The 19317-nt window shown below is 69.0% G+C and carries 11 protein-coding genes and 1 riboswitch; of the genes, 6 read left to right on the forward strand and 5 right to left on the reverse strand.

What is annotated here, in order from left to right; genetic code table 11:
• Positions 1-4: 4 nt before the first annotated feature.
• Entirely contained in the window at positions 5-1615 is a 1611-nt protein-coding gene (locus EOE66_RS03840; protein WP_128227329.1) for a tryptophan halogenase family protein, read from the reverse strand.
• Positions 1616-1701: 86 nt separating this feature from the next.
• On the reverse strand, positions 1702-4428 hold the full coding sequence (locus EOE66_RS03845; protein WP_128227330.1) for a TonB-dependent receptor: 2727 nt from the start codon (positions 4426-4428) through the stop codon (positions 1702-1704).
• 347 nt (positions 4429-4775) lie between these two features.
• Between EOE66_RS03845 and EOE66_RS03850 the strand changes: the two genes are divergently transcribed.
• Positions 4776-7367: an alpha-amylase family glycosyl hydrolase gene (locus tag EOE66_RS03850; RefSeq protein WP_164884988.1), complete on the forward strand. Its 2592-nt coding sequence runs from the start codon at positions 4776-4778 to the stop codon at positions 7365-7367.
• A 69-nt stretch (positions 7368-7436) separates the two neighbouring features.
• Here EOE66_RS03850 and EOE66_RS21720 read toward each other — a convergent pair whose 3' ends face one another.
• Positions 7437-7610, reverse strand: coding sequence for a hypothetical protein (locus tag EOE66_RS21720; protein WP_164884989.1), 174 nt, complete (start codon positions 7608-7610; stop codon positions 7437-7439).
• Between the two features lie 173 nt (positions 7611-7783).
• A complete protein-coding gene (glk, locus tag EOE66_RS03855) occupies positions 7784-8851 on the reverse strand; it encodes a glucokinase (RefSeq protein ID WP_128227332.1) in 1068 nt (355 codons plus the stop codon).
• Positions 8852-9085: 234 nt separating this feature from the next.
• On the opposite strand from glk, the gene EOE66_RS03860 reads away from it, so the two are divergent.
• Together EOE66_RS03860 and metH are read left to right on the forward strand one after the other, a co-directional pair.
• On the forward strand, positions 9086-11002 hold the full coding sequence (locus EOE66_RS03860; RefSeq protein ID WP_128227333.1) for a glucokinase: 1917 nt from the start codon (positions 9086-9088) through the stop codon (positions 11000-11002).
• Positions 11003-11045: 43 nt separating this feature from the next.
• Positions 11046-11162: riboswitch (S-adenosyl-L-homocysteine riboswitch) on the forward strand.
• A 23-nt stretch (positions 11163-11185) separates the two neighbouring features.
• The gene (gene metH / locus EOE66_RS03865) at positions 11186-13909 is read left to right on the forward strand and encodes a methionine synthase (RefSeq protein WP_128227334.1); all 2724 of its coding nucleotides are present in this window, start codon (positions 11186-11188) and stop codon (positions 13907-13909) included.
• Positions 13910-13954: 45 nt separating this feature from the next.
• Here the strand turns inward: metH and EOE66_RS22340 are convergent, their stop codons facing one another.
• Complete coding sequence (locus EOE66_RS22340; RefSeq protein ID WP_128227335.1) at positions 13955-15529, reverse strand: methyl-accepting chemotaxis protein; 1575 nt, start codon at positions 15527-15529, stop codon at positions 13955-13957.
• Here EOE66_RS22340 and EOE66_RS03875 point away from each other — a divergent pair.
• From EOE66_RS03875 to EOE66_RS03885, 3 genes are all read left to right on the forward strand, one after another.
• The gene (locus tag EOE66_RS03875) at positions 15528-15833 is read left to right on the forward strand and encodes a hypothetical protein (protein ID WP_128227336.1); all 306 of its coding nucleotides are present in this window, start codon (positions 15528-15530) and stop codon (positions 15831-15833) included. The genes EOE66_RS22340 and EOE66_RS03875 overlap by 2 nt on opposite strands.
• Positions 15830-17383 carry a methyl-accepting chemotaxis protein gene (locus EOE66_RS03880; protein ID WP_128227337.1) on the forward strand — a complete coding sequence of 518 codons (1554 nt, stop codon included), beginning with the start codon at positions 15830-15832 and terminating at the stop codon, positions 17381-17383. The genes EOE66_RS03875 and EOE66_RS03880 overlap by 4 nt, the downstream gene beginning before the upstream one ends.
• 129 nt (positions 17384-17512) lie before the next feature.
• On the forward strand, positions 17513-19303 hold the full coding sequence (locus EOE66_RS03885; protein WP_128227338.1) for a DUF1800 domain-containing protein: 1791 nt from the start codon (positions 17513-17515) through the stop codon (positions 19301-19303).
• Positions 19304-19317 lie beyond the last annotated feature (14 nt).

Consider the following 19317-nt stretch of genomic DNA (forward strand, 5'->3'; position numbering starts at 1 on the left):
GCACTCAGGCGGTCTGCACGGCCGGCTTGGGCCCGGCCCCTGCAGCAGCCTGCATCTTCTTCATCGCCATCGCCGCCGCTTCGGCCTCGGCCTTGCGCTTCGGGATGTCGGTGGCGCAGTGCTGGGCCACGAACTCGGCGTGCGTGGGCATGGCGTCGACGCAGCGCGCGATGGTGTGGCGCACGCTCTTGAGGAAATCGGCGATCTTGGCTTCGGGCAGCGTGTCCACCAGCGGGTGGTAGGCCTCGGGCATCACACGCTGGCCGAGGAACACTTCCACCCAGCTGATCTCGCTGAAGAGTTCGCCGTTCTCGCGGAAGACGCGGCCGTTGCTGCGGAAGAGGTCGAACTTGTGCTGCAGGGTGTCCGGTATCGGCATCGTGCGCACGTAGTTCCAGAACGCCGTGTCGTCGCGCTCGGTGGCCTTGTAGTGCAGGATGATGAAGTCGCGGATGCGCTCGAACTCGAAGTCGCTCTGGCGGTTGAATTCGGCGATGTCGGCAGCGTCGAACTTGCGGTACGGGAAGAAGGTGGTCAGCCGCGCGATGGTGTTCTGGATGAGGTGGATGCTGGTGCTCTCCAGGGGCTCCATGAAGCCGCTGGCCAGGCCCACCGCCACCACGTTCTTGTTCCAGAGTTGCTTGCGCTTGCCGGTGACGAACTTCAGCATGCGCGGGTCGGCCAGCGGCGCGCCGTCCAGGTTCTGCATCAGCACGTCGGCGGCGTCTTGCTCGCCGATGAACTTGCTGCTGAAGACATGGCCGTTGCCGGTGCGATGCTGCAGCGGAATGCGCCATTGCCAGCCCGCCGTGCGTGCGGTGCTGCGCGTGTAGGGCGTCAGCGGGTTCACCGATTCGCAAGGCACGGCCCAGGCGCGGTCGGCCGGCAGCCAGTGGCTCCAGTCGTCATAGCCGGTGTGCAGCGCCTGTTCGATCAGCAGGCCGCGGAAGCCCGTGCAGTCGATGAAGAGGTCGCCCTCGATGCGGCGGCCGCCTTCCATCACCACGGCGTCGACGAAGCCGTCTTCAGGCCGCGTGGTGGCGCCGCTGATCTTGCCTTCCAGCCGCACCACGCCCAGCTTCTCGGCGTAGCGGCGCAGGAAGGCGGCGTACAGGCCCGCGTCGAAGTGGTACGCGTGCGCGATCTCGGCCAGCGGCGAGTTGCCCATGTCGCGCTGCGCGCGGATGAACTTGTTGGCCTTGGCCGCGGCGTTGTTGATGCTGTAGGCGTCCAGGTCGTCGGCCTGGCCGAGCGCGCGCATCTTCAGCCAGTAGTGGTGGAACTTGGTCAGGCCGATGTCCGGCCCCAGCGGGCCGAAGCCGTGGATGTAGCGGTCGCCCTGGCGGCCCCAGTTCACGAACTCGATGCCGAGCTTGAAGGTGGCCGCGGTCTCGCGCATGAAGAGGTTCTCGTCCAACTCCAGCGCGTTGTTGTAGATGTTGATCAGCGGGATGGTGGCCTCGCCCACGCCCACGGTGCCGATCTCCTCGCTCTCGATCAGCGTGATGCGCCAGGCCGTGCCCAGCAGCTTGGCCAGCGCCGCGGCGGCCATCCAGCCTGCGGTGCCGCCGCCGGCGATGACGATGTGCTGGATGTGGGTGGGCTGCGTGGGCATGGCGTGCTTTCGTCGGAACGGTGCAGGATTCTGCGCAATGAAAAAAGCCCCTGCCGGGATCGGCAGGGGCTTTGCACGTGGCTACGTCAGAACTTGTAGCTCACGCCGAAGAGCATGGTGCGGCCGTACTCGTCCTTCTTGGTGTCGCGGCCGGTGCCACCGTCGTACTCGACATAGGGCTCGTTGTTGAGGTTGTTCACCTGCAACAGGAAGTTCAGGCCCTTGGCGATGCCGCTCTGGATCTCGTAGCTGAGCTGCAGGTCGGTGATGGTCTCGGGGCGTGCGTACTTGTACTCGCGGTCGGCACCGAAGCCTTCGATCTCGGCGATGAAGCTCGAACGCTTGCGGTTGGCCACGCGGATGGAGAAGCCGCTGTTCTCGTAGTACGCCGTCAGCGTCTGCACCTTGCGCGACAGGCCCGGCAGCGGCCGCACGTCGGCGTCACCGAAAGGCTTGATGGCGCTCTTGGTGTCGCTGTAGCTGGCCTGGATGCCGAAACCATCCAGCGGCTTGAACAGCAGGTTCAGCGGCACGTCGACGGCCAGTTCCAGACCCTTGATGGTGCCGCCCTTGCCGTTGACCGGCGCGGTGAACTCGCCGATGTTCGAGGTCGGCACGCGGCCCGAGAGGTTGGGGAAGCCGCTGAAGTTGAACTGCGTGTTCTTGAAGTCGAAGATGTAGCTCTTCAGGTCCTTGTAGAACGCGGCGGCCGAGATGTAGCCCTTGGTGCCGAAGTACTTCTCGTACGACACGTCCAGCGCGGTGGCGCGGTAGGGGTCGAGGTTTGGGTTGCCGCCGCTGCCGGTCCACTTCAGCTGGTCGTTCACTTCAGAACGCGTGAAGGCGCTGAGCTGGTCCATGCGGGGGCGGGCCATCTGCCGGCCCACGCCCAGGCGCAGGAACTGGTCGCTGGCGAGTTCCATCGTCACGTTCAGCGTGGGCAGGAAGTCGGTGTAGCTCTTGCCGGCCGTGCGCAGCGTGAAGGTGCCCTGGTTGGTGTTGTCCACCACCGGCGCCGTCGAGCTCTGGTCGCTCTTGACGATCTGCGTGCCCACGTTGCCGCGCACCGGCAGGCCGAAGAGTTCGGTGTCGATGTCGGCCTTCACGAAGACGGTCTTGATGTCCTCGTTGACTTCCCAGCCCTTGCGCAGGATGTCGCCGTTGATGTTGCGGTCCAGGCGGTACAGCGAGGGGTAGGCCGCACCCGGGTCGAAGCTCACCGTGTTGAAGCCCAGGCCCGGCAGAGCGAGCGAACCCGCACCGGCCGGCAGCGGCGTGCCAGGGTTGGTGTTGGTGGCACTGCGCGCGGGCAGGCGCAGGAAGTTCTCGGCCGAGCCCTTGGTCTTGTCACGCTGGGTGAGGTTCAGACCGAAGCTCACGCGGGAGAAGAAGCCTTCCAGGTCCTTCTGACCGACCAGCTTGATGGCCTTCAGCTCGTCCTTGGTGGTGATGATCTTGTCGTAGCCGTTCTGGCCCCAGCTCTCGGGGTCGGTCAGGCGCACGATGGCAGGGTTGCCGTGGTCGTACTGCAGGCCGGTGATGCTGTTGTAGTTGCTCACCGTCACGGTGCCGGGCAGCGGACGGTTGTTCACCGTGTCGAAGACGCCGGCTTCCATCTCGATGATCTGCTCGCGGCTTTCGGCCGACGAGAAGCTCAGGTCGGCCATGCCGGTCCAGCCGCCCGCGAACTTCAGCTTGTTGTTCCAGCCGAAGGACTTGAGTTCGTCTTCACGCGGTTCCCAGATGGTGCGCGAGAGCGGGTTCACGTTGCCCCAGGTGCCGCTGACGAGGCGGCCGTTGGTGACCGTGGCGTTGGTCAGCGTGGGCGACTGGAAGGCCAGGCTGCCACCCTTCCAGCTGTCGTTGACCTGGATCTCCAGGCCGCGCCTGATGACGTCCTTCTCGAACTTCGAATAGAACAGGTCGACGACGCTGGTGAAGTCCTTGTTGGGCTTGTACTCCAGCACGGCCATGGCGCCGGTGCGCGTCTCGTCGGTGTCGTCGACGAAGTACTTGAAGCCCTGGTTGAAGGTGAAGTTCTGGCCGCCGTTGACGTTGGCGAAGTTGCCGGTGTTGTTGGTGTCGTAGGTTTCGCTGCGCGACTTGCCCACCTTCTGGCTCAGGCGCGCCACACCGAAGGCCACGCCCAGGGTGCGGTCGGCGAACTGGTCGATGTAGGTGAAGTTGAAGCGCGTGCCGTCGCCTTCGAAGGGCGTGCCGCCACCGTTCTTCTCACCGCGCACGTTCACGCCGATGACGCGCTGGCCGAAATTCAGCGGGCGCACGGTCTGCAGGTCGATGGTGCCCGACAGGCCCTGGCCCAGCAGGTCGGAGGTGGGCGTCTTGTAGATGCTCACGCCCGAGAGCAGTTCGCTCGGGTACTGGTCGAACTCGACGCTGCGGTTGTTGCCGGTGGAGACCTGCTCGCGGCCGTTCAGCAGCGTGTTGGCGAAGTCGCCCGACAGGCCGCGGATGTTGATCTCGGTGGCGCGGCCGTTCACGCGCTGGGCCGTCAAGCCGGGCAGGCGCGCAATGCTCTCGGCGATGCTGCTGTCGGGCAGCTTGCCGATGTCTTCAGCGGAGATGCTCTCGACGATGGCGTCGGCGTTCTTCTTCGTGTTGATGGCGCTCTCGATGCCGCGGCGGATGCCGGTCACCGTGATCACCTGGGGGGCTGCGCTGGCGCCGGCGGCGGGTGCCGTCTGGGCTTGCGCCACGCCGCTGGCCATCAGCATGGCGGCCACGGCAGCGGCCACCGGGGTGGCCTGCAGCAAGGCGCGCTGGGCGCTGCTGCGGGGGTAGGAACTCTTCATGGCTTGTCTCCTGAGACTCACGGGATCACGACAACTTCCGCCGGCGCCTGCCGCTGCTGGCGGCGCTGATCGGGCATGGGAAAGGATTGGCGACCGGAACTTTGTACCAAAACTAGATTTCGCGGCACCCTGCGGAAACCCTAGATCGGTGCGTTCCCAGGCCGGAGTTGTGGCGAATTTCTGGCCTGTACAGGCGGTGTGTGCCCTGGGTACACTGATCAGAACGCACCGCAACGGGGCTGATGGCGGACTCTGCGGCGTGTGTTTGTAGCGAAACTACATTGCAAAAAAGCAACACCCTGCGCGTTTGCCGGCTTGTCAGACGGACCTGGGCCGGTGTTGCAGCGATGGCTGCAGCCTCGGCCTGGGCCGCCGGTGCCCCGCTGCAACTGCACGCGCCTTCTCCCGACTGGCGCGACCAGGTCCTCTATTTCGTGATGACCGACCGCTTCGCCGATGGTGACCCGGCCAACAACGACCAGGGCGCTGGCGAGTACAAGCCCGGCGACCGCACGCGCTACCAGGGCGGTGACCTGCGCGGGTTGCAGCAGCGCCTGGCCTACATCCGGGGCCTGGGCGCCACGGGCGTGTGGATCACGCCGCCCGTAGCCAACCAGTGGCTCGATCCGGCCGGCCACTACACCAGCTACCACGGCTACTGGGCCGAGAACTTCAAGCGGCTCGACCCCCACCTCGGCACGCTGGACGACTACAAGGCCCTCTCGCACGCGCTGCACAGCCAGGGCATGGTGCTGGTGCAGGACATCGTGGTGAACCACACCGGCAACTTCTTCGGCTACAGCGGCTGGCAGCGCAGCGATCCCGCCCTTGGCTACACGCCGAACACCCACACGCGCCCGGTGCCGCGGCCGAGCCAGCCCCCCTTCGACCAGAACGACCCGCGCGACCCTGCGCACCGTGCCGCCGGCATCTACCACTGGACGCCGGACATCACCGACTACACCGACCCCGAGCAGGAGCGCCGCTTCCAGATGGGCGGCCTGGACGACCTGGCCACGGACAACCCCGTGGTGCGCCGCGCGCTGCGCGAGAGCTACGGCCACTGGGTGCGCGAGGTGGGCGTGGATGCCTTCCGCGTCGACACCGCCTTCTACGTCGCGCCCGAGTACTTCACCGATTTCATGCGCGCCCGCGACCCGCTCGCGCCCGGCCTGGCCGAGGTGGCGCGGCGCACGGGCCGGCGCGACTTCTTCGTCTTCGGCGAGGGCTTCGGCATCGACCGCCCGGGGCAGGATGCGCAGGCGCGCAAGATCGAGAGCTACGTGCGCGGCCCGCGCGGCGAACCCCGCCTGCCGGGCATGCTGAACTTCCCGCTCTACGGCGCCCTGGGTGATGCCTTCGCGCGGGGCCGGCCGCCGGCCGAACTGGGCGACCGCATCACGCGCATGCTGAAGGTGCACAGCGACCCGCACCGCATGGTGAGCTTCATCGACAACCACGACGTCGACCGCTTTCTGGCTGGCGGCAGCGTGGCCGGCCTGAAGCAGGCGCTGCTGGCCATGATGACCTTGCCTGGCGTGCCGGTGCTGTATTACGGCACCGAGCAGGGCTTCACCGAGCCGCGGGCTTCGATGTTCGCGGCCGGTTGGGGCTCGGGCGGGCGCGACCGCTACGACACCGAAGCACCGCTGTACCGCGCCATCGCCGAGATGACGCAGCTGCGCCGCACGCACCGCGTGCTCTCGCGCGGCTGGCCCACCGTGCTGCACGGCAACGCGGCCACGCCGGGCGCGCTGGCGTGGCGCATGGACTGGCGCGGTCCGGAGGCGCAGCGCCGCAAGCCGGCCGAGCGCCAGCCGGTCTTCGTCGTCTTCAACACCGCCGAGAGCGACACGCTGCTGCCGGCATTGGCCACCGGCCTGCCCGCTGGCACCGTGCTGGAAGGCCTGCACGGGCTGGAAGGCCGGCCTGCCGATGCCGTGGTGGGGGCTGGGGGCCTGCTCACGCTGCGTCTGCCGCCGCGCAGCGGGCAGGTGTGGCGCGCCACCGCGCGCCGTGCGGCGCCGGCCGTCGTGGCAACGCGCGTGCAGCTGGCGCTGGCCGGGGGCGCCGTGCAGCGGGGTGACTTCGAGGTCAGCGGCACCGTGAGCCCGGCCGTGCCCCGCCTGCAGCTGGTGGTGGATGGCGACCTGGCGCGTGCCCTCGAGGTGCAGCCCGACGCCAGCGGCCGCTGGCAGGCGCGCGTGGACACCGCAGCCATGGTCGACCCTGCCACCGAGCACAGCGTGGTGGCCTGGGCGGAGGGCCAAGCCGTCTCAGCGCCGCGCAGCTTCCGCGTAGAGCGCATGTGGCAGACCGTGCTCGACCAGCCCGACCCGGCCGGCGACGACACCGGCCCGCCCGGCGCGGCCTACACCTACCCCACCGACCCCGGCTGGGGCGAGAACCGTCAGATGGACCTGCGCCGCGTGCGCGTGGAGACCGCCGGCGGCGCGCTGCGCCTGCACCTGGGCCTGCACCGCATCACCACGCCCTGGAGCCCGCCCAACGGCTTCGACCACGTCAACTTCACCGTCTACATCGAACTGCCTGGCGTGCCCGGCGGCGCCACGGTGATGCCGCTGCAGAACGCCAGCCTGCCTGGCGGCATGCGCTGGCACCTGCGGCTGCGGGCGGGCGGGTGGTCGAACGCGTTGCATGGGGCCGAGGGCGCCAGCGCCACGAACGAAGGCACGCCGGTGACGCCCAGCGCCACGCTGGCCGTGGACCGCGCCAGCAACACCGTGAGCTTCACGCTGCCGGCGGCGGCGCTGGGCCGGCTGCCTTCGCTGCGCGGCGCGCGCATCTACGTCACGACCTGGGACTACGACGGCGGCTACCGTGCCCTGGGCCCCGAGCCCCGCGCCTACGCCATGGGCGGTGGCCGCGAGGACGGTCCGCGCGTGATGGACGAGAGCGGCGTGCTGACGCTGCCCTGAGCCACAGGCCCGGAAAGCAACAAGGGCGGGAGCTTGCGCTCCCGCCCTTGTCACATGGAAACCAGAAGATTACTTCTTGGCTTCTTCCTTCTTGGGGGCCGGCTTGGCGTCGTCCTTCTTGGCGTCGGCCTTCTTGGCGGCGCTGGCGGCCGGCTTGGCGGCGTCAGCCTTGCCAGCGTGGGCAGCGGCTTGGGCGCCGATAGCGAAAGCGGCCAGGGCCAGAGCGCTGATGAACTTGATCATGATGTCTCTCTCTCAGAGGAAAGTCAGGTTTTCGAAAACCTCGTCAACCCGAACCATTCCGGGGCGCCGAGAGCCCGATCGCGGTGCACCGCAGCTCAGGCTGTGATCACAACGCATCGTCAAGCGAAGGGTTGACAAGGCCGGGCAAAAATTTCCGTGCGCTCTGCAAGGGCTCAGGGTTTGTGCTGAGCGAGTGCCTGCACCCCACCGTTCAGCGCGGCCAGGGTGTCGGTGATCAGCAGGGTCGGCACGGCCTGCAGGTAGGCCTGGAAGCGGCCCTTGGCCTCGAAGCGCTGGCGGAAATGGCTCTGGAAAAAGCGCTCGCCCAGGCGCGGCACGATGCCGCCGCCGATGTAGACGCCGCCCCGCGCGCCCATCACCAGCGCGACATTGCCTGCAAAGCTGCCCAGCAGCGCGCAGAAACTGTCCAGCGTGCGGCTGCACACCGCGCAGCTGCCGTTCAGGCCTCGTTCGACGATCAGTTCGGCCGCCAGCGTTTCGGCCGGCTGGCCGAGCACTGTGGCCACCGCGCTGTGCAGCACCGGCAGGCCGATGCCCGAGAGCAGGCGCTCGGCCGACACGTGCGCATGCTCGCGCCGCACGGCGGCGAGCAGCGCGGCGTCGAAGTCGTCGGCCGCCGACAGGCTGGCGTGGCCGCCTTCGCCCGGCACGGCCACCCAGCCACCGCCGGGTGCGGGCACCAAGCCGGCGACGCCGAGACCGGTGCCCGGGCCGATGACCGCCAGTGTGGCGCGGCCAGGCAGTGCCGCCCGCTCGGGTGCGCCGGGCCAGGGCTGCACCTGGCTGGCCTGCAGCCGGGGCAGCGAGAGCGCCAAGGCCTCGAAATCGTTGAGCACCAGCAGTGCTTCCAGCCCCAGCGCCGCCTGCGCCTCGCGGCAGGAGAAGGCCCAGCCGCTGTTGGTGAAGGCGATGCGGTCGGTGCCCACGGCCGTGGCCACGGCGAAGGCGGCGGCGCGGGGCGGCCGGTAGACGCCGCCCAGGCTGCGCGCCACGCGGGCCAGGTAGTCGGCGGCGGCATCGGCCGGCCCGGCGTGGCCGGCTGCCGGCAGGGTGGCGACATGGCTGATGTGGTCGGCGCCCTCGGCCAGCCAGCCGAAGCGCGCGTTGGTGCCGCCGATGTCGGCCACCAGCCAGGGGCGGGGCAGGCCGGCTGCGGCCGTGCCTGCTGCTGCAGGGCCGGCCGCGGCAGCGGGGCGGGTGAGGGCTTCTGGGTCTGACATGGCGGGTGGTGAACGTCGAAAGCTGGAACTTGCCGCGGCAGGTGCCAGCCCCAAACCTGTGCACGGTAGCAAAACTACATGATGTGAACAAGCGGCTTTGCCCGAGGCGGCCACCGGTTTCCCTGTTGAACGGTCCCCGGCCAGGGCCCGTGTTGCTGTAGTGAAGCTACAGTGCTGTCGTCTCGGCCTTACCCGCATGCAGATGCCGTGCCCGCTCCGCCACAATCGCCCGCCATGACGCCCTCGCACAGCCCGCGCCTGCTTGCCGACATCGGCGGCACCTACGCCCGCTTCACTTTGCAGGTGGCGCCATCACGCTTCGAGCACACCGCCTCGCTGCTGTGCGCTGAGCACGCCGATTTCCACGCCGCCGTCACCGCTTACCTGGGCCGGCTGCCCGAGGGCCTGGCGCCCACCGTGGAGCACGCCGCCATCGCCATCGCCAACCCGGTGGAAGGCGATGAAGTGCGGATGACCAACTACCACTGGCAGTTCAGCATCGAGCAGATGCGCCAGCGGCTGGGGCTGTCCACGCTGGTGGTGGTCAACGACTTCACCGCGCTGGCCATGGCGCTGCCGCGACTGGCACCCAGCCAGCGGCGCCAGGTGGGCGGCGGGCAGGCGCGCGAGAACAGCGTCATCGGCGTCATCGGCGCCGGCAGCGGCCTGGGTGTCAGCGGCCTCATTCCCCTGAGCGACGGCTACGTGGCGCTGGGCACCGAAGGCGGCCACACCAACTTCGCGCCGCGCGACGAGCGAGAAATCGCCATCCTGCGCTACGGCATGACGCTGTATTCGCACCTGTCCTTCGAGCGCCTGCTCTCGGGCCCGGGGCTGGAGCTGATCCACCGCGCGCTCAGCGAGCGCGCCGGGCTCGTGCCCGAGGGCCTGTCGGCCCCGGAGATCACGCGCCGCGCGCTCGACCACGCCGACCCGCTGTGCGAAGAGACGCTGCAGGCCTTCTGCAGCATCCTGGGCACGGCGGCCGGCAACCTGGCGGTGACGCTGGGCGCCCTGGGCGGCGTCTACATCGGCGGCGGCATCGTGCCGCGGCTGGGCGAGTACTTCGACGCCAGCCCCTTCCGCGCGCGCTTCGAGGACAAGGGCCGTTTCAGCGACTACGTGAAGGTCATCCCCACCTTCGTGGTGACGGCCGAGCACGCCACCTTCGACGGCGTGGCCGCCATCCTGGCCGCACAGCTGCGCACGCTGCATGCCGAACATGGCTCGGCCATCCTGGGGCAGATCCAGCGCGCGCGCGAAGGCCTCTCGCCGGCCGAGAAGCGCGTGGCCGACCACGTGCTGGCGCACCCGCGCTCGGCGCTGAACGACCCCATCGCCGAGATCGCCAAGGCGGCGCAGGTGAGCCAGCCCACCGTGATCCGCTTCTGCCGCAGCCTGGGCTGCGAGGGCTTGAGTGACTTCAAGCTGCGCCTGGCCTCGGGCCTCTCGGCCACGGTGCCGCTGACGCACACGCAGGTCACGGGTTCCGACTCGGTGCTGGAGCTCGGCGTGAAGGTGCTGGGCAACACGGCCAGCGCCATCCTGCAGGTGCGCGAGCAGCTCAACCGCGACACCCTGGTGCGCGCCATCGACCTGCTGGCCGCGGCCGAGCGCATCGAGTTCTACGCCGTGGGCCACTACGGCGTGGTGGCCGACGACGCGCAGTTCAAGTTCCTGCGCTTCGGCGTGCCGAGCGCGAGCGTGACCGACCCGCGACTGCAGCTGCTCTCGGCCAAGGTGCTGCGGCCTTCGGACGTGGTGGTGATCATCAGCAGCAGCGGCCGCGTGGACGACCTGCTGGCCGTTTGCGAGACGGCGCATGCGCGCGGTGCCCCGGTGGTGGCCATCACCGCCAGCCAGAGCCCGCTGGCCCGCAAGGCCGATGTCGCGCTGATCGTCGACCACGTGGAAGACGTGGCCACGCACGTGCCCATGGTCAGCCGCATCCTGCACCTGCTGGTGATCGACATCCTGGCCGTGGGCCTGGCCATGCGCCGCGGCGCCGAGAGCGTTTCGGCCCTGCCCGACGTGGCCGCCGTGGGGCTGGACGAAGCGCCGGCCAATGCCGTGCTGCCCACCGCGCGCCGCGCCGGGCCGGGCATCAGCACCTCGGGCCCGCTCTCGCGCCTGACTTCACACAGCCGCTGAACCGGCCCCGGCCGGCGCGGCCGGCCGCGCCTAAAATCAGGCGCTTCCCGAGGAGCGTTGCGACAGCCGCCCGTGGCCCAGAGCCCGGCGTGGGCTGCCAGGCTCGGGGTCCGGCCCGCGGCAGATGGCCTGCAGCCGGTGGCAACGGCGCTCACTCCTGAAACGTTCTGCCGGAGTGCCGCCATGCATCGCCTACCGCCCCCCATGCGCCTGTCGGGCCTGGAGCCCGTTGCCATCGGCACGGGCAGCCTCTTCGTCAACATCGGCGAGCGCACCAACGTCACGGGCAGCAGGGCCTTCGCCCGCATGATCCTCGAAGGGCGCTTCGAAGACGCGCTGAGCGTCGCGCGCCAGCAGGTGGAGAACGGCGCCCAGGTCATCGACGTCAACATGGACGAGGCCATGCTCGACAGCGCCGCCGCCATGGAGCGCTTTCTCAAGCTGATCGCGGGCGAGCCCGAGATCGCGCGCGTGCCCATCATGATCGACAGCTCGAAGTGGAGCGTCATCGAGGCCGGCCTGAAGTGCATCCAGGGCAAGGGCATCGTCAACAGCATCTCGCTGAAGGAAGGCGAAGCCGAGTTCAAGCGCCAGGCCACGCTGGTGCGCCGCTACGGCGCCGCCGCCGTGGTGATGGCCTTCGACGAGAAGGGCCAGGCCGACACCTACCAGCGCAAGATCGAGATCTGCGAACGCGCCTACCGCGTGCTGGTGGACGAGGTGGGTTTCCCGGCCGAAGACATCATCTTCGACCCCAACATCTTCGCCATCGCCACCGGCATCGAAGAGCACGACAACTACGCGGTCGACTTCATCGAGGCCACGCGCTGGATCAAGCAGAACCTGCCCGGCGCGAAGGTGAGCGGCGGCGTCAGCAACGTGAGCTTCAGCTTCCGCGGCAACGACCCGGTGCGCGAGGCCATCCACACCGTCTTCCTGTACCACGCCATCCGCGCCGGGCTGGACATGGGCATCGTCAACGCCGGCATGGTGGGCGTGTACGACGACCTGGAGGCCACGCTGCGCGAGCGCGTGGAAGACGTGGTGCTCAACCGCCGGAAAGATGCCGGCGAACGCCTCATCGAAGTGGCCGAAAGCGCCAAGGGCGCGGCCAAGGACGACAGCGCGCGCCTGGCCTGGCGCGCCGCGGGCGTGAACGAGCGCCTCTCGCATGCGCTGGTGCACGGCATCACCGAGTTCATCGTCGAAGACACCGAGGAAGCCTGGCGCGCCATCGAAGCCACCGGCGGCCGGCCGCTGCACGTGATCGAAGGCCCGCTGATGGCCGGCATGAACGTGGTGGGCGACCTCTTCGGCCAGGGCAAGATGTTCCTGCCGCAGGTGGTGAAGAGCGCGCGTGTGATGAAGCAGGCCGTGGCCCACCTGCTGCCCTACATCGAAGAGGAAAAGAAGCTGCTGATCGCCGGCGGCGGCGAGGCCAAGCCGAAAGGCAAGATCGTCATCGCCACCGTGAAGGGCGACGTGCACGACATCGGCAAGAACATCGTCACGGTGGTCTTGCAGTGCAACAACTTCGAGGTCGTGAACATGGGCGTGATGGTGCCCTGCCAGGACATCCTGAAGAAGGCCAAGGAAGAGGGCGCCGACATCATCGGCCTGAGCGGCCTGATCACCCCCAGCCTCGAAGAGATGCAGCACGTGGCGGCCGAGATGCAGCGCGACGACTACTTCCGCAGCCGCGGCACGCCGCTCTTGATCGGCGGCGCTACCTGCAGCCGCGTGCACACGGCGGTGAAGATCGCGCCGAACTACGAAGGCCCGGTGGTCTACGTGCCCGATGCCAGCCGCAGCGTGGGCGTGTGCAGCGACCTGCTGAGCGACGAGCGCGCGGCGAAGTACATCGACGAATTGCGCGCCGATTACGAGCAGGTGCGCCAGTTGCACGCGCAGAAGAAGGCCACGCCGCTGGTGACGCTGGCCGCTGCGCGCGCCAACAAGCACGCCATCGACTGGGCGGCCTACACGCCGCCGGTGCCCAAGTTCATCGGCCGCCGCGAACTGCGCAACTACGACCTGGCCGACCTGGCCACGGCCATCGACTGGGGACCGTTCTTCCAGACCTGGGACCTGGCCGGCAAGTTCCCAGAGATCCTGCGCGACGAGGTCGTGGGCCACGAGGCGCAGCGTGTCTTCAGCGACGGCAAGCGCCTGCTGCAGCGCCTGATCGAAGGCCGCTGGCTGCAGGCCAACGGCGTGGTGGCGCTGCTGCCGGCCAACACGGTGGGCGACGACACCATCGAGATCTACACCGACGAGAGCCGCAGCGAGGTCGCGCTGCGCTGGAACCCGCTGCGCCTGCAGACCGAGCGCCCGGTGGTGGACGGTGTGAAGCGGCCCAACCGCAGCCTGGCCGACTTCATCGCGCCCAAAGGCGTGAAGGCCGACTACATCGGCTGCTTCGCCGTGACGGCCGGCCTGGGCGTGGACAAGCGCGAGAAGATCTTCAACGACGACCACGACGACTACAGCGCCATCATGTTCAAGGCCCTGGCCGACCGCCTGGCCGAAGCCTTCGCCGAGCGCCTGCACCAGCGCGTGCGCACCGACCTGTGGGGCTACGCGGCCGACGAGGCGCTGAGCAACGAGCAGCTGATCGCCGAGCAATACCGCGGCATCCGCCCGGCGCCGGGCTACCCGGCCTGCCCCGACCACACCGTCAAGCGCGACATGTTCCGCGTGCTGCAGGCCGAAAGCATCGGCATGGGCCTGACCGACAGCCTGGCCATGACGCCGGCGGCCAGCGTCAGCGGCTTCTACCTGGCCCACCCGGAGGCGAGCTACTTCAACGTCGGCCGCATCGGTGAAGACCAGCTGGCCGATTGGGCGCAGCGCCAGGGGCTGGCCGAACACGACGCGCGGCGCGCGCTGGCGCCGGCGCTGGGCTGAGCCCGCGCGTGCAAGGCCGGAGGGCCTTGCCGCGCAGCCGCAAGCTCAGTGCGCCTGCGGCGCGAGCTTGAACACGGCCACGGCGCGCACCAGCTGCTCGGCCTGCTGCTGCATGCTCTGCGCTGCTGCGGCGCTTTCTTCCACCAGCGCGGCGTTCTGCTGCGTGGCGCGGTCCATCTGGGTGACGGCTTCGCCGACCTGAGACACGCCACTGCTCTGCTCGACACTGGCGGCGCTGATCTCGGCCACGATGTCGCTCACGCGCTGGATGCTGCTGACGATCTCGTTCATCGTCTTGCCAGCCTCGTCGACCAGCGACGTGCCCTGCTCCACCTGCTCGACGCTGCGGCCGATCAGGCTCTTGATCTCCTTGGCCGCTTCGGCGCTGCGCTGCGCCAGGCTGCGCACTTCGGCCGCCACCACGGCGAAGCCCCGGCCCTGCTCGCCGGCGCGCGCGGCTTCCACCGCCGCGTTCAGCGCCAGGATGTTGGTCTGGAAGGCGATGCCGTCGATGGTGCCGATGATGTCGCCGATCTTGCGTGAGCTCTCGTTGATCCCCTGCATGGTGACGACCACCTTGTCGACGACCTGACCGCCCTGTGCCGCCACCGCCGAGGCGCCCTGCGCCAGCTGGTTGGCCTGCTTCGCGCTGTCGGCGTTGCCGCGCACGGTGGTGCCCAGCTCTTCCATCGTGGCCGCGGTCTGCTGCAGCGCACTGGCCTGCTGTTCGGTGCGGCTGCTGAGGTCCTGGTTGCCCTGGGCGATCTGCGCGCTGGCGGTGGCCACGCTCTCGGCGTTGTGGCGCACGTTGCCCACCACGCGGGCCAGGTCGCGTTGCATCACGGCCAGCTGCGCCATCAGGCTGCTGGTGTCGCCACCCTTCACCCGCACCGCGGTGGCCAGGTCGCCCTGGGCGATGGCCTGGGCCACGCCGGCCGCCTGTGCGGGCTCGCCGCCCAGTTGGCCGAGCACCGAGCGGGTCAGCGCCAGGCCCAGGCCGCCTGCGACCAGGATGGCGAGCAGCAGGCCGCCCTGGAGCGTGAGCTTCATGGTGTCGCGCGCGTCCTCGGCGTCCTTCGCACGCACCGCGAGCAACTGCGCCTCGACGTCGTAGAACTCCTTGTTCAGCGCGCGGTAGCCGTCCATCGCGGCCTTGTCGCGGCCCTGGGCGAACTCGGTGATGAAGGCGTCCATGCTGCCGTCGGCCGGCTTCACCGCCCGGCGCGCCTGGATCAGCGACTGGCCCACGGCCACGAACTCGTCGCGCCGGGTCTTCATGGCGTCGAGCCGCTTCTGCTGCGCCGGGTTGTCCGAGGTCAGCTGCTTGGCTTCGTTCCAGGATTTCTCGAACTCTGCCTGGCCCCCGTTCCATGGCTCGAGGAAGTTGTCGGTGCCGGCCAGCAGGAAGCCGCGGGCGCCGGTTTCCATGTTCACCATGGCGGTCAGGTTCTCTTGCGCGAGTTTCAGCACCTTGTGGGTGTGGGTGTTCCAGTGCTCGGCATCCGCGAGGCGGGCGGTGTTGAACAAGGCCACCGCCACCGCGGCCACGAAGATGGCGATGATGGTGCCGAACACGGTGGCCAGACGCGTGGCGAGATTGAGGCTGTGGAAGCTCTGCATGAACGGTCTCCTGATCTCCATGACCCGGTCTTGGAGGTGGTGGGGGGGCGCCGCGTCAAGACAGCTGGCTGCGGCCCGTGAACGGACTCTAGGCAGGGTTTTCGGCGACAAGGGCCTGAAGCTGAAGGCGCTTTCATGGGCAGTTCTCGCGCAGGGTCGGAAACCGCCGCTGGCGCTGGGTGCATCGCTGATTAATGAGCTGCTGGGTCATCTGCAACCTCAACCCGCACGGGTTCAGGCCGATACCCTGGGGCGCGGCCCTGTTTTCAAGGCCGGCCGTAGGCATTCCGGAGAATTCAAATGACATCCCGTACGAACCTGAGCATCTCGCAGCGTCTTTACGGTGTGGTCGCCCTGCTGGGCCTGACTTTCCTGGCGGTGGCCCTGGTGGCACTGGAACGCCTCAGCCAGGTCAGGGATGCGGCGCAGACGACGCAAGCCCGGCGCGTGCCGCAGCTCCTGCTGATGGCCGACCTGGAGCTCAACGTGACGCGCCTGTCCCTGCAACTGCGCCACGCCATGCTGGCGCGCAGCCCCGAGGAACAGGCGGCAGCACTGGACGAGGCCGGCGCCCGCGGCCAGCACATCCAGCGCGTGCTGGCGGCTTACGAGCAGGGCTTGTTCACCCCGGCCGGCCGTGAGCGGTTCTCCTCCGTGCCGCCGGTGGTGAAGAACTTCTTCGAGGTGGGCGGCAAGAACATCGAGCTCATCAAGGCCGGCCAGCGCGACGAGGCCTTCGCCTTCCTGGTGGCACAGACCATTCCGGCGCGCAACCAGCTGCTGGAGCAACTGAGCAAGACCGTGCAGTACCAGACCGAACGGCTCGACCACGACCTCAGCGACATCGGCCGGGACGTGAACCAGACCATGGTGCTGGTGATTGGCCTGCTGGTGGCCGCGATGGTGGTGCTGGTCACGGTCAGCGTGCACGTGGTGCACCTGGTGCGGCGCCGTGTGGGCCAGGCGCGGCTGGTGGCCGAGCAGGTGCGCGACGGCGACCTGGTCACCCCCGTCATCGACAGCGCCCGCGACGAGATCAGCCCGCTGCTCAGCGCCCTGGGCGCGATGCAGCAGCGCCTGGCCAGCGTGGTGGGCAGCGTGCGGGCCAACGCGGAGAGCGTGGCCACGGTGAGCGCGCAGATCGCCCAGGGCAACCAGGACCTCAGCGGCCGCACCGAACAGCAGGCCAGTGCGCTGCAGCAGACGGCCACCACCATGGACACGCTGGGCAGCACCGTGCGCAACAACGCCGACAACGCGCAGCAGGCCAACCAACTCGCGCAGAGCGCGACGGCGGTGGCCGCGCAAGGTGGTGACGTGGTGGGCAAGGTGGTTGCCACCATGCAGGGCATCAGCGACAGCAGCCGCCAGATCGGCGAGATCATCGGTGTCATCGACGGCATCGCCTTCCAGACCAACATCCTGGCGCTGAATGCGGCGGTGGAGGCGGCGCGGGCCGGCGAGCAGGGCCGAGGTTTTGCCGTGGTGGCGGCGGAGGTTCGCAGCCTGGCCCAGCGCAGCGCCGAGGCCGCCCGCCAGATCAAGACGCTCATCAACCGCAGCGTCGAGCAGGTGGAGCAGGGGTCCGTGCTGGTGGGCCAGGCGGGCCAGACCATGGGTGAGATCGTGGGCGCCATCCAGCGCGTCAGCGACATCGTGGCCGAGATTAGCGCGGCCAGTGCGGAGCAGACAGCGGGCATCTCGGTGGTGGGCAACGCGGTCAACCAGATGGACCGCACCACGCAGCAGAACGCCTCGCTGGTGCAGCACAGCGCTGTCGCGGCCGACGGCCTGAAGGACCAGGCGCATCAACTCGTCCAGGCGGTGGCGCAGTTCAGGCTGTCGCAGGGCTGAACGGTCGGCCGCCCGCAAACGCTTCTGTAAGTAAAGCCTGTACCGCTTGCCAAGAAATTGGCACAGGCCGGCCGCTGTCGTGCCGAGAATGCCTGTAACAGGGCACGCGGTGCCCAGTGGGCGACCGACATGCTGACTCAACACATCCGGCGGCGCTTCGCCGTCTTGGCCCTCGGGGGCTTGATGGCCGCCTGCGGCGGCGGTGGCGGGGGTGGCGACAGCGCAGCACCTGCGCCACCCGTGGCCGCGCCGCCGCCGGCGCCGGTGGTGGAGAAGCCCGCCACCCGGGCGGAGGCGGCGCGCTTCCTGGCCCAGGCCAGTTTCGGCGCCACCGAGGCCAGCATCGACCGCGTGATGAGCGTGGGCTACGCCGCCTGGATCGACGAGCAACTGGCGTTGCCGGCGGCCCCCGTGCACCGCACCTACTGGGAAACGCGCGACGCCGCCATCCGCGCCGCCACGCCCGGCACCACGGCCAACCAGGACCAGGTGTTCGAAAGCTTCTGGAAACAGGCCGTCACCGGTGACGACCAGCTGCGCCAGCGCGTGGCCTACGCGCTGTCGCAGATCTTCGTGATCAGCATGGTCGACGGCACGGTGGGCGAGAACCCGCGTGCCGTGGCCGCCTGGCTGGACATGCTGAACAGCGAAGGCCTGGGCAACTACCGCAGCCTGCTGGAGACCGTGTCGCGCCACCCGATGATGGGCGTGTACCTCTCGCACCTGCGCAACCAGAAGGCCGACCCGCGCACCGGGCGCGTGCCCGACGAGAACTACGCGCGTGAAGTGCTGCAGCTCTTCAGCATCGGCCTGGTGGAGCTCAACGAAGACGGCAGCGCGCGCACGAACGCCGGCAACGCCATCGACACCTACACGCCGGCCGACATCAGCGGCATGGCCAAGGTCTTCACCGGCTGGAGCTGGGCCTGCCCCGACTGGCCCGACAACAGCTGCTTCTCGCAAGGCACGGCCAACGGCAACAGCGACCCCGATCGCAGCTTCAAGGCCATGCTGGGCTACCAGCAGTACCACAGCACCGAGGTGAAGACCTTTCTGGGCACCACCATCCCGGCGCAGTCGCTGGGCGACCCCACTGCCAGCCTGCGCGTGGCCATGGACCTGCTGGCCAACCACGCCAACGTCGGCCCCTTCATCGGCCGGCAGCTCATACAGCGCCTGGTCACCAGCAACCCGAGCCCGGCCTATGTGCGTGCCGTGTCGCAGGCCTGGGCCAACAACGGCAGCGGCGTGCGTGGCGACATGAAGGCCGTGGTGAAGGCGGTGCTGATGCACCCCGAGGCACGGCGCGTGAACGACACCTCGGGCAAGGTGCGCGAGCCCGTGCTGAAGCTCGCGGCCTACCTGCGCGCCTTCCCGCACAGCAGCGACACCGGCTTCTGGCGCGTGGGCAACACCGACAACCCGGCCACCTCGCTGGGCCAGACGCCGCTGCGCTCGCCCTCGGTCTTCAACTTCTACCGCCCCGGCTACGTGGCGCCGGGCACGGCCGCGGCCGCCGCCAACCTGGTGGCGCCCGAGCTGCAGATCGCCCACGAGACCAGCGTGGCCGCGTGGGTGAACTTCATGCGCGACAACGTGGCCAGCGGCGTGGGCCAGACCAACGGCACGGTGAACGGCGTGGCGCTGAACCGGCGCGACATCCGCCCCGATTTCGCCGCCGAGATCGCGCTGGCCAACGACGCCACCGCGCTGGTGGAGCGTGTGGCCGAGAAGCTCACCTGGGGCCAGGCCGGCACGGCGTTGAAGGCCGAGATCGCCACAGCGGTGGGCACCATCGCCATCCCGGCGCTGAACACCGGCGGCACCAACCAGGCCGCCATCGACACCGCGCGCCGCAACCGCGTCAATGCCGCCATCCTGCTGGTGCTGGCGGCGCCCGAGTTCCAGATCCAGCGCTGAGCGCCGAGGACCCG

The sequence above is a fragment of the Rubrivivax rivuli genome (assembly GCF_004016505.1).
GTDB classification, from domain to species: domain Bacteria; phylum Pseudomonadota; class Gammaproteobacteria; order Burkholderiales; family Burkholderiaceae_C; genus Rubrivivax; species Rubrivivax rivuli.